The organism is Paraburkholderia edwinii (genome assembly GCF_019428685.1).
Classification (GTDB): domain Bacteria; phylum Pseudomonadota; class Gammaproteobacteria; order Burkholderiales; family Burkholderiaceae; genus Paraburkholderia; species Paraburkholderia edwinii.
The window spans coordinates 3,910,171-3,923,647 of the sequence record NZ_CP080095.1 but is presented as its reverse complement, the minus strand read 5'-3'; the positions used below and the strand labels follow the sequence as shown (position 1 = coordinate 3,923,647).

11 protein-coding genes are annotated in these 13,477 nt (G+C 62.2%); 4 read left to right on the top strand and 7 right to left on the bottom strand.

The annotated features are described in order from the left end of the window. Nucleotides 1–27: 27 nt before the first annotated feature. The 3 genes from KZJ38_RS17335 to KZJ38_RS17325 all read right to left on the bottom strand — a co-directional run bounded on the left by KZJ38_RS17335 (nt 28) and on the right by KZJ38_RS17325 (nt 2,819). The gene (locus KZJ38_RS17335; protein ID WP_219797422.1) at nt 28–1,281 is read right to left on the bottom strand and encodes an RNA polymerase sigma factor; all 1,254 of its coding nucleotides are present in this window, start codon (nt 1,279–1,281) and stop codon (nt 28–30) included. A gap of 18 nt (nt 1,282–1,299) precedes the next feature. Further along, nucleotides 1,300–1,668: a YciI family protein gene (locus KZJ38_RS17330; RefSeq protein WP_219797421.1), complete on the bottom strand. Its 369-nt coding sequence runs from the start codon at nt 1,666–1,668 to the stop codon at nt 1,300–1,302. 224 nt (nt 1,669–1,892) lie between these two features. Next, nucleotides 1,893–2,819 (bottom strand): LysR family transcriptional regulator, encoded by a 927-nt coding sequence (locus KZJ38_RS17325; protein ID WP_219800421.1) that lies wholly within the window; start codon nt 2,817–2,819, stop codon nt 1,893–1,895. A 132-nt stretch (nt 2,820–2,951) separates the two neighbouring features. Between KZJ38_RS17325 and KZJ38_RS17320 the strand changes: the two genes are divergently transcribed. Together KZJ38_RS17320 and KZJ38_RS17315 are read left to right on the top strand one after the other, a co-directional pair. Further along, nucleotides 2,952–3,896 carry a DMT family transporter gene (locus tag KZJ38_RS17320; RefSeq protein ID WP_219797420.1) on the top strand — a complete coding sequence of 315 codons (945 nt, stop codon included), beginning with the start codon at nt 2,952–2,954 and terminating at the stop codon, nt 3,894–3,896. Between the two features lie 47 nt (nt 3,897–3,943). After that, nucleotides 3,944–4,336: a VOC family protein gene (locus KZJ38_RS17315; RefSeq protein ID WP_219797419.1), complete on the top strand. Its 393-nt coding sequence runs from the start codon at nt 3,944–3,946 to the stop codon at nt 4,334–4,336. Nucleotides 4,337–4,408: 72 nt separating this feature from the next. Here the strand turns inward: KZJ38_RS17315 and KZJ38_RS17310 are convergent, their stop codons facing one another. Both KZJ38_RS17310 and KZJ38_RS17305 read right to left on the bottom strand, forming a co-directional pair. Beyond that, entirely contained in the window at nt 4,409–6,091 is a 1,683-nt protein-coding gene (locus tag KZJ38_RS17310) for a hypothetical protein (protein ID WP_219797418.1), read from the bottom strand. Nucleotides 6,092–6,272: 181 nt separating this feature from the next. After that, the gene (locus KZJ38_RS17305) at nt 6,273–7,235 is read right to left on the bottom strand and encodes a GlxA family transcriptional regulator (protein ID WP_219797417.1); all 963 of its coding nucleotides are present in this window, start codon (nt 7,233–7,235) and stop codon (nt 6,273–6,275) included. Between the two features lie 137 nt (nt 7,236–7,372). Here KZJ38_RS17305 and KZJ38_RS17300 point away from each other — a divergent pair, with 137 nt between their 5' ends. Continuing rightward, nucleotides 7,373–8,311: a PLP-dependent cysteine synthase family protein gene (locus KZJ38_RS17300; protein WP_219797416.1), complete on the top strand. Its 939-nt coding sequence runs from the start codon at nt 7,373–7,375 to the stop codon at nt 8,309–8,311. Between the two features lie 69 nt (nt 8,312–8,380). On the opposite strand, the gene KZJ38_RS17295 is transcribed toward KZJ38_RS17300, so the two are convergent. Then, complete coding sequence (locus KZJ38_RS17295; protein ID WP_246641524.1) at nt 8,381–9,892, bottom strand: MDR family MFS transporter; 1,512 nt, start codon at nt 9,890–9,892, stop codon at nt 8,381–8,383. A gap of 647 nt (nt 9,893–10,539) precedes the next feature. Between KZJ38_RS17295 and KZJ38_RS17290 the strand changes: the two genes are divergently transcribed. Next, the gene (locus KZJ38_RS17290) at nt 10,540–10,977 is read left to right on the top strand and encodes a hypothetical protein (protein ID WP_219797415.1); all 438 of its coding nucleotides are present in this window, start codon (nt 10,540–10,542) and stop codon (nt 10,975–10,977) included. A 30-nt stretch (nt 10,978–11,007) separates the two neighbouring features. Here KZJ38_RS17290 and KZJ38_RS17285 read toward each other — a convergent pair whose 3' ends face one another. Beyond that, entirely contained in the window at nt 11,008–13,395 is a 2,388-nt protein-coding gene (locus KZJ38_RS17285; protein ID WP_219797414.1) for a phosphoketolase family protein, read from the bottom strand. Nucleotides 13,396–13,477: the final 82 nt, after the last annotated feature.

The following is a 13,477-nucleotide window of genomic DNA, read 5'->3' as shown; positions in this document are numbered from 1 at the left end:
ACGTGCCGGATGCCCGATGCCGGACGCTCAGAGCGCCGTCTGCTTGCGCTGCAAAAAGCGGCGCACCGCCGGATCGCTGGCGAGACCGATCGCGAGATCGTACGCGCCGAATGCTTCGGCCGTCGCGCCGGCACGTGCAAGCAGATCGGCTCGCGCGGCCCAATACGGTTGATAGTCGGTCAGGCGCGGATCGTCCGCGTACGGAGCGAGCGCGTCGAGTGCGGCCTGCGGGCTATCCCGTTCCGCGACGGCTAGCGCGCGGTTGACCGCGACCACGGGCGACGCTGCGATATCGAGCAACGCATCGTAGAGTTGCACGATCTCGTCCCAGTTCGCGCGATGTGTCCTGCAGCGATGTATATGCGCGGACTGCAGCGCGGCCTCGAGCTGGAAGCGTCCAATTGCGTTGAAAGCGCTCGCGCGCCGCAGCAATGTGTCGGCTGCCTCGATCATCGCTGTGTTCCATGTCGCCGGGTCCTGGGCTGACAACGGCACGTAGTCGCCGGCCGCGTCGCGTCGTGCGTCGCGCCTGGCCTGCGCGTACAGCATCAGCGCGAAAAGACCCAGCGTCTCGGGCTCCTCGGGCAGTAACTCAGCGAGCATGTCCGCGAGAAACAGCGCTTCGCCCGCGAGATCACGCCGTTCGGTGTCGCTGCCGACCGGGTCGGTCCATCCTTCGGTGTATGCCGCGTAGACAGCTTCCAGCACGGCCGCGAGCCGGCCGGGCAACTCCTCGCGCTCGGGGACGCAGAACGGAATGCCCGCTTCGCGGATCTTGTTTTTCGCGCGCACGAGGCGCTTGCTCATCGCGGCAGGCGACGTCAGGAACGCGGATGCGATTGTCTTCGCGTCGAGCCCGAGCACGACCTGCAGCATCAGCGGCGTTCGAACCGCGGCCTCGAGCGCGGGGTGCGTGCACGCGAACAGCAGGGCAAGCCGGCGGTCGGGCAATCCGCCTGCTTCATGCTCGTCGATTTCGTCGGCGAGAATCGCGAGCTGATTTGTTACGTCGTCGCCGACGCGGCGATGGCGCGCGCCGTCGATCGCCCGGCGGCGCGCAACCGTCATCAGCCACGCTTCGGGATTCGCGGGGCAGCCGCGCGCCGGCCAGTCGGCGAGCGCGGTCGCAAAGGCATCGGCCAGCGCGTCTTCGGCCGCGGCGACGTCGCGCGTGCGCATCGCCACCAGCGCGACGAGCTTGCCGTAGCTGCGGCGCGCGACGGCTTCGGCGATCGCATGCGCGGCGCCGTCAGTATCGCGGCCGCCACCGGATGGACTCATGCGGGACTCATGCCGGACTCATGCGGCCCGCGCATCCTTGGGAGCGGTCCAGACAGGGCGCACTTCCATGGTGCCGTGCGCCGCGCCGGGACAACGCGACGCCCACGAGATCGCTGCGTCGAGGTTCGGGACGTCGATCAGGTAGTAGCCGGCGAGTTGCTCCTTCGTATCGGAGTACGGACCGTCGAGCACCTGCGGTTTGGCATCGACGAGCCGCACCGTGGTGGCCGTGTTCGTGTGCTGCAGCCGGTTGGCGCCGACCAGTGCCTGCGCTTTCTGCAACGCTTCGGTATACGCCTGATACGCGGCGACGCCTTGCTGCCGCTCGCTGTCCGTCATCTGGTTCCAGCGGTTTTCCTCCGAATAGATCAGCAACAGGTATTGCATATGAGCCTCCGTTTTTGGGGTTGAGGCGGTACTTGTAATGCGCCGCCGTCTCAATGACGCGCGGACCGCATGCGGATGGACAGGCGCGGTGAAAAAAGTCGCATGCGGTGCGATGGATCGCGGCAGATGCCGAAGCAGGGGAGCAGGCGCTTGTGGACTATATGCAATCGAGGCGTAAACCGCGAGGCATTGTTCCGACGTGAATGCCACGGGCGGCTGAACCGTTACGCGGCTGCGGCGCCGCTCAGGTGCATTGCAAGGTAATCGATAAGCGCCCGCACCTTCGACGGAAGAAAGCGGTTCGGCGGATAAAGCAGCCACACCGGCCCCATGTACGTGCGAGCCTCGAACTCCCAGTCGGCGAGAACCTGAACGAGGTTGCCTTGCCGCAGCGCATCCGCGGCCGCGAAGTCGGGCAAGCTCGCAATGCCCCAATCCTGCAGCGCCGCATCGAGGCGTGCGCCCGCATCATTCGCGATATAGCGGCCCCTCACGTCCAGCGACTGGGTCTCCGTACCGCGCCGGAAATGCCATCGATTGTCGTCGACCGTTTCGCCGAGATACAGGCATTCGTGGCGCGCGAGATCGCGCGGCTCGGCTGGCGTGCTGTGCGCGTCGAGATAAGCCGGCGACGCGCAAAGCAGCCATTTCGCCGAGCCCAGTTGCCGGCCGGCGAGGCCCAGCGGAGGCGAGCGCGTCAGCCGGATCACGATGTCGACATCGTCGCGTAACGGATCGATCTCGCGGTCCTCGAATACCAGCTGGACGTCGACGTCGGGCCAGCTGCGCAGAAACGCCGGGATCAGCGGATGGATCACGTTACGCGCAAAGGCAATCGGCGCGCTGACGCTGACCTTGCCGCGCGGCTCGCCGACCGCTTGCCCGGCGATGTCGACCGCGCCCGACGCCGCGCCGACCATGTCGCGGCAATACCGGTAGATTTGCGCGCCCGAATCCGTGACGCGGACACTGCGCGTCGACCGCTCCAGCAAGCGCGTGCCGAGCGCTTCTTCGAGGCGTTTGATCTGCCGGCTGACCGTCGAAGGCGTGGTGCCCAGTTGGCGCGCGGCCACCGAGAAATTGCCCGCATCGACGACGCGGGCAAAGGTCGCCATATCCGGCAACAACGCAAAAAGCTCAGTGGGATTCATCGTCGTCGTGTTTGCCGGGTCGCGGTATTTGTGCGCTGGGAACATAAAAGATGTTCCGCGAGCCATGATTATAGTTTTGGATGCAATAGTCGACAATTTGAGCCTTTCGAATTGAGAGATCGAAGGTTCGCCATGTCGACACAAAAACGTCTGCTCTGGATATCCGACCTGATGCTGCTCGCGGTGGCAATCGTGTGGGGCACGAGCTATGGCGTCGCGAAAGTCGCGCTCGCGTTCTACCCCGTGTTAGGGCTGCTCGCGCTGCGGTTTGGTCTGACGTTTGTCGTGCTGCTGCCGGCGTTGCGTTCGCTGCGGCACGTCAAGCCGTCCGCACTAGCCGGTGCGATCGGCACAGGGGGCCTTCTGTTAAGCATCCTGATGGCCGAGACGTTCGGCATATCGCTGACACGCGCGTCGAACGCAGCATTCCTGATCAGTTTGTGTGTCGTGATGACGCCGCTCGTCGAATGGGCGCTGCTGCGCAGAAAGCCGTCGAGTGTCGAGTGGATGGCCGTCGTGTTGTCGCTGGCGGGCGCTGTGATGGTTAGCGGCGGCGTGTTCATTCCGACCGTGGGCGACGCGATGATTCTTCTGGCGGCACTGCTGCGCGCGCTGATGGTGTGCGTGACAAGACGCGTGATGCGCGAATCGACGCTCGCTCCGTTGTCGGTGACGGCGATTCAGGCCGGCACCGTGGCGCTCGGCAGTCTCGTCGCGGCGTTCATGTCCGGGTTCGTATCGGGATCGCAGCAGTGGCATTCACTGCCGTCGCTAACCGGGCATGGTGCCTTCTGGGTGAGCGTCGTTTATTTGGTGCTTGCATGCACGCTCTTCGCATTCTTCGCGCAAAATTTCGCTGTCAAGCGCAGCAGCCCGACGCGCGTGGCGCTGCTGATGGGAAGCGAGCCGGCGTTTGGCGCGCTGTTCGCGTACGCCTGGCTCGGTGAGCAGTTGACGGTCTGGGGTTGGGGCGGAGGCGGCCTGATGGTGTTAGCCTCCTTGCTCGCGACGGCGCCCTGGCAAAGAACTGCCGGCGCTGCGGTCGAGATGCGTAGCGCGGTCTCAAGCGACGCTTGAGCGGCGCCGCCTGTTAGAACTTTTGTTTGCGAAGGAAAATCAAGGCAATGTTCAACCACGTAGTGGTCGGCACCAACGACCTCGAAAAAGCGAAACGTTTCTACGACGCTGTGCTGGGTGCGCTCGGTGTCGCGGAGGGACGCAGCGACCATAACGAACGGCGCCGTCGCTATGTGTATCGCACGAGCACGGGAACCTTTTACATCACGCAGCCAATCGACGGGCAGCCTGCCACGTGCGCGAACGGCGGCACGATCGGCTTCAGTTGCAAGTCTGCCGATGAGGTCATGAATTGGCACGCCGCCGGGTTGGCCCATGGCGGCGTATCGGTCGAGGATCCGCCGGGCCGGCGGGGCGCCGCGCCCGGTGGAGTTTATCTTGCGTATCTGCGCGATCCGGATGGCAACAAACTCTGCGCCGTGTATCGCGTGCCGGCCTGACGCAATCGCTTCATGATCGTCTGGGTTCGAGACTGCTGACTATCCCGGGCGATCGGTTGCGGATCAAGTGCTTCAGGACGCCGGAACAACCGTCACACCGCGCTCGACCTGACCGAACGGCGCCGTCTGCATCACGCTGAATCCGGATGCGGACGTGGCGGTTGCGCCATTCACGCTGACGGTGATCTTGACCAGCTGGTTCGAATCGGCACCCGAATCGAAGTTGGCGCCGAGGCTATTGCCGGCCGTCGACGTCGTCCCGAAGATCGTAAACGAGCCGTCGCTATTGGTTTCGCCGGTGATGCTGCGAAGGCCGTCAGGTGTCGTGGTGTAGCTTGCGCCGGTCGTGCCGAACAGGCCAAGGCTATCCGTCACCGCGTAGGCGACCCCAAGGTTGAGACCTGTCGTCAGATGGGCGATCGGCGTCCACGTGCCGTTCTGGTTCTGATACACCCATAGACCACCGCTGCCGGACGCCTGATCGCCCGCCGTGCCGTCGCCTTCGTCGGAGACGAACATGATCGACGGGTTCGACGCCGGAATCCAGACGCTGAAAGGAAACTCAACGCCCGTGATCGTTGTGGGCGGTGTATTGGCAGCCAATGCCGTCGGAAAGCCCGGAACGATGGTAATCGCGGCGTTCTGCGGCAAGTGTCCGCCGTTGGCCAGGGCACCGGTTGCGCCCACCTGATAGACGGTGTTCACACCGTTACCGCCGCTTCCCTTGGTGATGAACATCGTGCCGTCCGGACCCACGAACACGCCACGGAAGTTGTCGTCCTTACCCGTCTTGTCAGCCGGCTGGCCGATACCGGTGACCGAAAAGCCGAACTGGTCGCCAGTGGAATTGCCGCCGGTAATGGTGCCCATGGTCGCGAGCGAACATGCCGTTCCCGCGGGTGCGACGCTATAGCTGCCGCCGCTGCTCGACTGAAACGCGCCGATGACCTGCGTAAACGGACATGCACTGCCCTGGGCGATGCTTTGCACGCCGGTATCGGTCGTCAACATATCGAGCAGCGCGGTGGTGGGCTTCGGCGTTTTTCCGGAGTCACCGGCATTGCCGACCAGGTAGTACGTTCCATTGGCGAGAATCGCCGCGCGGCCGTTATCTCCGCTGTAAGCATTGGTGTTGGTAAACGACATGCTGCTGTCGGCGAAATTCAATTGCGCGACGGTACGGAAAGTCGGCGTTGAAACGTCGTTGTTGGTTGGATCGACAACACCCGGCGTATTGCTATTGGAAATATCGAGCTGGTCGATCGGACTGTTATAAGCGACCAGCGTCAACGATTTGTGATCGAGCGAAACATTCAATGCGAGTTCAGACTTCGACGAAAAGCTCGTCGCGAAACTGGTCTGGCTTTTTGCGGCCACCGATGTAATGTCGGTCGTTTGCGCGGGGCTGGTCGCACCCGGTGCCCATTGATCGAGCAGCACCTCGGACGTTACGCCGAAGTTTGCGTCGTTCGCGACGTTGGTGAATACATTCGGAAAGGTGCCGGGCGTGACAGCGGTAATCGGCGCGGAATTCGTGGTTTCAGGCGTCGCGTTGAAAGGCAGCGTGCCGCTCACGACATTCGCCGGATCGTAGGACGAGCGCGAAACCAGCAGATTGCCCGGCGTGAAGTTGCTGACCGGAGTAGGCGCGGTACTGCCGGTACTGGCGGGCGGCGAGCTGGGGTCGTCGCCGCCACAACCGGCCAGCGCTGAAACGATAACTGCAATAGGAAGTAACCTGAGCGTCGCTTTCATTGTCGTTTATTAGGTTAAACGAAGGTTAATGAAATAATGGCAGTGAATACTGCCGGTATAGCGCGACACAAGCTACGAACTATCGGTGTCAATCCAGTGAATGAAGAATTACGAATATTAAGAAAGGTGATGCGAGAAACGTGGAATTACTAAAGACCCGTCAATTGCATCAACGGAATTTCTACAGCATTCCTGCACGAAGCTCTCTGACACCTTGCCCAAGCTTGCGACGCAATAACGTCCGCAAAGTTGCCGAGTCCGCATACCCCACTTCGCTTGCGACTATCTCCAGGTTGCAACCCGCCGAAACGAGCTGCCGCGCGCGCTCAATGCGAAGGTCCTGAAAGAACTCCAGAGGCGTTTTGCCCAACACCGCTTCGGTACGGCGCTGCAGCGTGCGCGAATGAACCGCTAACGCGCCGGCTGCATCGGCCAGCGAAAAGCCTTTGGAGAGATTGTCCCGCGCCCATCGTTCGAACTTCGAAATAAGCGGATCGTTGTGCGCGAGAAAATCGGGAATGATGTAGTGCGCCTGAGACGAGCGTTTGTCGATCAGCAGGAAGCGGGCAACGATTTCCGCCAGTTCCGGCGTCGCGCGACGAACGAGCCAGAGCGCGAGATCGAGATGTCCCATCGCGGCGCCTGCCGTCACGACGCCGCGCGATTCAACCACCATGCGCGAATCGTCGAGCCTGACAGTCGGATGGCGCTGCCTGAAGAACGGTGCGAGCGACCATGTCGTGGTGGCGTCCCTGTCGTTCAGAAGCCCGGCTTCGGCGAGGACGAATGTGCCCGTACAGGCCGCTGCGATGTTGATCCCCGCGGCGTGCCAGTTCTGTAAATGGGCAAGCGAACTCCGCACGTCCTTGCGCAGCAGCGTTTGTTCCAGACGCTCCGGGGTTTTCGCGTTCAACGCCGGCACGACCACCCAGTCCGGTCGATGAACGGCGCTCAACGGCTCGACCACCGCCGAAAGACCCAACCCCGTGCGCACGCGCCGGCGCGTGCCGACCAGCTTCACCTCGAAAGGCGCGATGTCGATTCCTTGCGCGGCCGCCAGTTCGTTCGCTGTCGCAAACGTATCGAGCAGCACCGTCATGCCGGTGTCGAACACTTCATCAAGCACGAAGAGAACCAGTTTCATGAGGTGTGGAATGTCGCGAATGTCGCTATTAATGTCATTTGTGACTATAGTGCGCGCCCCGCGGCCCGTCTAGACTGCGAAGCAATCCGGGCGTCGATAGGCGTGCCGGAGCCTGCCATCCGATGGAGCCTGCACCGATGAAATCTTCACCGTCCACCATTCTTGACACGATTGGCAGTACGTCGCTGTTGCAGTTGCGTCATGTCGTGCCGTCCAATGGCGCGCGTATCCTGCTCAAGCTCGAAAGCCAGAATCCGACTGGAAGCATGAAGGATCGCATCGCGCTCGCGATGATCGAGGCGCCGGAACGCGACGGACGTCTGAAGCCCGGCGGCGCAGTGGTCGAATACACGGGCGGCAGCACGGGCGTGTCGCTGGCGCTGGTTTGCGGCGTCAAAGGGCATCCGCTGCATCTCGTAACGTCCGATGCCTTCTCGAAGGAGAAGCTCGATCACATGCGTCTGCTCGGTGCGAAGCTCACCATCATCCCGAGCGACAACGGCAAGCAAACCGAAAAACTGACGAAGGACATGATCCACGAGGCGCACCGCATCGCGGATCAGATGGGCGCGTACATCACGGCGCAAATGGAAAACACGGACCAGCTCGCGGCCTATACGAAGATGGCCGACGAGATCTGGGACCAGGCGAACTGCCGCATCGATGGTTTTGTTCAAAGCGTCGGCACGGCCGCGTCGCTGCGCGGCATTTCGAGCCGCTTGCGCGAGCACGATTCGCACATTCATGTGGTGGGCGTCGAGCCGGCGGAGTCTGCGGTGCTGTCGGGCGGTCCGACGGGCGCGCATAAGATCGACGGGATCGGCGCCGGTTACGTCGTGCCGCTCTGGCATGACGGAATTGCCGACGAACTCGAACCCGTCTCCACCGATGAAGCGAGAGCCATGGCGTTTCGCCTCGCCGCCGAGGAAGGGCTGTTCTGCGGCACATCCACGGGCGCGAATGTGACAGGTGCGTTGCGCCTTGCCGAACGGCTTGGCCCGAATGCCACCATCGTGACGATCATGTGCGACACGGGCATGAAGTATCTGAAGAGCTTCGCGCAAGCCCTCGATTAGGGCTATGGCGATGCGTTGCGATCGTTGGGCGTCTTGACGGATGATCGCAGTCCGGTGCTGGGAATCCGCTCAGCCGCCTGCATCGACTTTGTCGCGCGGTGCCACACGCGTTTCATCCCGCGCGGACGCATCGTTGACCCCGGTGGCCACCGGAATGAGCCACGAGCTCAGCACCGCAAGCAGCGCGACCACGAAGACGCCCCAGAAGCTCCAGTAGAGCGCATGGAATAAAACCAGTCGAACGTCCTGCTGGCCAGTCAGCTGAGCAAGCCCGGTGGGCTCGTTGAGAAGCCGACGAAGCTTGACGGCCAGCTCTCCCGTGCCGTAATGCGCGATGCCCACATTCAGAATCGCGCCGAGCGCGGCGGCGCCGAGCGTGTTGCCGAGGCTGCGCGAGAAGATGATCGACGCGGTCGCGCTGCCGCGCATCGACCACTCCACGCTTTCCTGCACGAGCATGATGCCTGTGATGCTGACGAGCCCCATGCCGAAGCCCATCAGGAACGACGCGACGGCTGCCACAGCAGGGTGGCTATGCGGCGTGAGGAACAGCAGCACCGCGGCGCCAAGAGGAAAAACGAGGCTGCCTGCGCGCACACTGCGGCGGATGCCGAAGGTCTTGTACAACCGGCCTGAAAGCATCACGGCAAGCGGCCAGCCGACGACCAGTGCCGTCAACGTCGTACCCGCGACGATCGGTGAAAAGCCGAGCACACCTTGCACGTAGATCGGCAGGATCGTCGTCAGGCCGATCAATGCCATGCCGGCGAGCAGCGTTGCGGTATTGCTCGTCGCGATGAGGCGGCGTGTCCAGAGCTCGATCGAAATAATCGGCGAAGCGGCGCGCCGCTCCTGGGCGATGAACAGGGCTCCGGTCACGATAAACAGACCCGCGAGGCCGGCGAGCACCCAGCCGGACGCGTCCGTTTCCGTGAGAAGGACCAGCAGCGAGATGATCGCGACCGAAAAAAGGACGGCACCCGCATAGTCGATCCCGACGCGACGATGCTCGATCTGCTCGCGTAGAAGCAGCAGGAAACCGGCGATCGCGAACACACCGAATGGCAAATTGACCCAGAAGATCCACGCCCACGAGAACCGGCCGATGATGATGCCGCCGGCGAGCGGCCCGACGACCGCCGAAACGGCCCAGACAACGGCGATCATGCCCTGTGCGTGGCCGCGTTCTTCGAGCGGGTACAGGTCTCCAATGACCGTCATCGCGACGGGATAGATCGCACCCGCGCCGAGTCCTTGCAGCACACGGAACGCGATCAGCGACGGCATCGACGAGGCGAAGCCGCACAGTAACGAGCCGGCCAGAAACACGACGATGCCTGCCATCAGCACCGGCTTGCGGCCGAACATATCCGAAAGCTTTCCATAGATCGGCGTGGTTGCCGACTGCGCGAGCAGAAAAGCCGAGAACACCCAGCTGTAGTACGAGAAGCCACCGAGTTCGCCGGCCACGCGCGGCATGGCGGTTGCAACGATCGTCGCTTCAATCGAAACCATGAAGGTTGCGAGCATGATCGTGCCGAGGACCAGCGAGCGATGAAAATCGGAGATGGGTTTGTGCATGACCACACATCAAAAATCGATACCAGGTCCCGTTATACATGCATATGCACTGATGCGTAAAGTTAAATGCAGAGTGGTCATGAGAGCAGCGCGGCGTGTGACGGAGTGTGTGACGCTAACGATGCGAAAAATGTCGCATCCGGCACTATAGATAAGGCCGGTTCAGGCCTATCCTTTGCCAGAGATCACGCAATGAGACGCAAGCTTAAGAAAGGGAATCAACGCGGAACCGGCGCATTCATTTCTCACCTCATTTCGTACCACGGGCTCATCCATCACATGCCATCGAAAGCCACGACGCCGTTTTCGCTACTGGAGGCGTCGCCCGTTTGAATGTCGCCCGGTTCTACGCGGGGGCGGTTGTTAAAGACGATGGAATTATCTTCGCCGTTCGTGGGTAATGATCATCGCGATGGAATAGCCGATGATTGAGCCGTCACCTCTTCAAAGGACGCGCTCATGCCCCCCACCGTCGAATCTGAAAGCGCAAGCGCCGCCGCGAACCCTTTCGCGAGGGCGCCACGCTCATGAGCAGATTTTTTTACTTCGCTTGCGTTGCCACGCTGGCCCTCGTTGCCGTCGCCGTCGTTTGCGACAGCCTCGACCGTCGCGCCAACGCACAAGTCCAAACTTCGGAGAACCGTACGATGAAACCCTCAACCACCTATCTTCACCTGTTGCGCAAAACGCCTTTCTTTACTGCGCTGAACGACGCGCAACTGCGCTGGACCATCGATCACTCGCGCGAATGGGAAGCACAGATCGGCAGCGTGATCGTTGATTGCGCAACGACCACAGCGGAGCACAAGGACGACATCTGGATTCTGCTCGACGGCGGCTGGCAGATCGAAGCCGACGGCCGCGCGTACCCGGCCGGCCACGCGGACCCCGGCAAGTGGTTCAGCGCCGATCAGGCGCCGAACGATTGCCGCCTCGTGGCAACAGAGCACAGCTATGTGATGAAAATCACCGCCGCCGATATGCACGACATGCTTTCGCTCGGCTTTGCGTTCGACTCGCATCTGGAAGCGGGCCGCGCGTACTACGCCCACGCGTTCTCCGCACACGCGACCCAGCAACGCTGAGAACACAGGCCCACGCCCCTTGAAACGCGCTCACCCCTTCCAGCGCCAGTCGCGAATCTCTTCGCGATCGATGCCCTCGGTGTGCGCGTAATTGAGGTGCTCGATCTTCTGATCGCGCAGCCGCTCTTTCGCGTGATCGCCGATGCCGCGCAGGCGCGGCACGCGGTTGATCGCATCGATCGCCAGTGTAAAGCGGTCGATGCCGTTGATCATCGCGAGTTCGAGCGGCGTATTGATGTTGCCTTTCTCCGCATAGCCGTGCACGTGAATATTCTCGTGATTCGTGCGTCTGTAGGTGAGCTTGTGCACGAGCGACGCATACGAATGGAAGTTGAAAATCACGGGCTTGTTCGTCGTAAACAGCGAATCGAAATCGCGTGACGACAGGCCGTGCGGATGATCGGTGTCCGGCATCAGCCGGAACAGGTCGACCACGTTGACGAAGCGGATCTTCAGGTCCGCGAACCAGCCTTTCAGTATCTCGACGGCCGCCAGCGCTTCCATGGTCGCGATGTCGCCCGCGCACGCGATCACGACGTCGGGCTCGAAGCCCTGATCGGTCGAGGCCCACGGCCAGATGCCGATGCCTTTGGTGCAGTGGGCGATCGCGGTGTTCATATCGAGGTACTGCAAATGCGGCTGCTTGTCCGCGACGATCACATTCACGTAATCGCGCGAGCGCAGGCAGTGATCGGCCACGCTAAGCAGGCAGTTCGCATCGGGCGGCAGATAAATGCGCACGACGTCGGGGCTCTTGTTCGTCACGACATCGAGAAAGCCCGGGTCCTGGTGCGTGAAGCCGTTGTGATCCTGGCGCCAGACGAGCGATGTGATCAGCAGGTTCAACGCCGGCACCGGCTGCCGCCAGCGCAACTCGCGCTTGGCCTTTTCAAGCCATTTCGCGTGCTGGTTGAACATCGAGTCGATCACATGCACGAACGCTTCATAGGTCGCGAAAAGCCCGTGGCGGCCCGTGAGCGTATAGCCTTCGAGCCAGCCCTCGAGCGTGTGTTCGCTGAGCATTTCCATCACGCGGCCGTCGACGGCGAGTTCGCCGCCATCCGCATCGCTCTCCTTGAGTTCGGCTAACCAGGTTTTCTTCGATACTTCGTAAATCGCGGTGAGCTTGTTGCTCGCAGTTTCGTCGGGGCCGAACACGCGGAAGTTCGTCATGTTCCGGCGCATTACGTCGCGCAGGAATTTGCCGAGCACATCGGTGGTCGACACGTAGTCGCTTGCCGGCTTCTTCACCGGCACCGCGTATTCCTGAAACAGCGGCAGATCGAGCGCCTTGCATAGCGCGCCGCCGTTTGCATGCGGGTTCGCGCTGATGCGGCGCTCGCCGACCGGCGCAAGTGCGCGCAGTTCTTCGACAAGGCGCCCTCGCTCGTCGAACAGCGTGTCGGGCTCGTAGCTCTTCAACCATGCTTCGACCGCGCGCAAGCTTTCGCGATGGGTCGCCGGATCGGCGATCGGCACCTGGTGCGCGCGCCACGATCCTTCTACCTGATGGCCGCCGAGCTCGCGTGGCCCGGTCCAGCCCTTCGGCGTGCGCAGTACGATCATCGGCCAGCGCGGCCGGTTGCGGATGCCTTGTGTGCGCGCCGTATGTTGAATCGCGTGGATTTCGTCGAGGCAGCGGTCGAGTGTCGCGGCCATCTTCTGATGCATCGTCGGCGGGTCGTCGCCTTCCACGAAATAGGGCTTATAACCGTAGCCCGTCATCAGCGCTTCGAGTTCTTCGTGCGGAATGCGCGCGAGGATCGTCGGGTTCGCGATCTTGTAGCCGTTCAGATGCAGTACCGGCAGCACCGCACCGTCGCGTACAGGATTCAGAAATTTGTTCGAATGCCACGACGTGGCGAGCGGCCCGGTTTCCGCTTCGCCGTCGCCGACCGCGACGGTCACGATCAGGTCCGGGTTGTCGAAAGCGGCGCCGTACGCATGCGAAATGCTGTAGCCGAGTTCGCCGCCTTCGTGAATCGATCCCGGCGTTTCCGGCGTGCAATGCGAGCCGATGCCGCCTGGAAATGAAAACAGCCGGAAGAACTGCTCCATGCCTTCCTCGTTTTCGCTTCGGTCCGGATAGATTTCCGAGTAGCGGCCTTCGAGGTAGCTATTCGCAAGCGTCGCCGGCGCACCGTGTCCGGGGCCCGAAATATAGATCATGTTCAGGTCGCGCTGCCTGATCACACGATTCAGATGCACGAGCAAAAAGCTTTGCCCTGGATCGGACCCCCAGTGGCCGAGCAGACGCCGCTTGATATGTTCTGCCTCGAGCGGCTTGCGCAGCAGCGGGTTGGCGCGCAGGTAAATCATGCCGGCGGACAGATAGTTGCAGGCCCGCCAGTAGCGGTCCATGTTGCGCAATTCTTCGGACTGCAGCGGGGAGGGGGCGAGAGGAGTGTCGTCGGCCATGGCGTTTGACTCCGTGTGCGGTGTGTCGCGACGCGGGCACGCGCGGCAATGCGTCGCGGATGACGGCGGGCAGCGCCGCCGC

Coding starts and splice junctions, on each gene's coding strand:
- KZJ38_RS17335 (WP_219797422.1), bottom strand. CDS start 1,281: ATGAGTCCATCCGGTGGCGGCCGCGATACTGACGGCGCCGCGCATGCG.
- KZJ38_RS17330 (WP_219797421.1), bottom strand. CDS start 1,668: ATGCAATACCTGTTGCTGATCTATTCGGAGGAAAACCGCTGGAACCAG.
- KZJ38_RS17325 (WP_219800421.1), bottom strand. CDS start 2,819: ATGAATCCCACTGAGCTTTTTGCGTTGTTGCCGGATATGGCGACCTTT.
- KZJ38_RS17320 (WP_219797420.1), top strand. CDS start 2,952: ATGTCGACACAAAAACGTCTGCTCTGGATATCCGACCTGATGCTGCTC.
- KZJ38_RS17315 (WP_219797419.1), top strand. CDS start 3,944: ATGTTCAACCACGTAGTGGTCGGCACCAACGACCTCGAAAAAGCGAAA.
- KZJ38_RS17310 (WP_219797418.1), bottom strand. CDS start 6,091: ATGAAAGCGACGCTCAGGTTACTTCCTATTGCAGTTATCGTTTCAGCG.
- KZJ38_RS17305 (WP_219797417.1), bottom strand. CDS start 7,235: ATGAAACTGGTTCTCTTCGTGCTTGATGAAGTGTTCGACACCGGCATG.
- KZJ38_RS17300 (WP_219797416.1), top strand. CDS start 7,373: ATGAAATCTTCACCGTCCACCATTCTTGACACGATTGGCAGTACGTCG.
- KZJ38_RS17295 (WP_246641524.1), bottom strand. CDS start 9,892: ATGCACAAACCCATCTCCGATTTTCATCGCTCGCTGGTCCTCGGCACG.
- KZJ38_RS17290 (WP_219797415.1), top strand. CDS start 10,540: ATGAAACCCTCAACCACCTATCTTCACCTGTTGCGCAAAACGCCTTTC.
- KZJ38_RS17285 (WP_219797414.1), bottom strand. CDS start 13,395: ATGGCCGACGACACTCCTCTCGCCCCCTCCCCGCTGCAGTCCGAAGAA.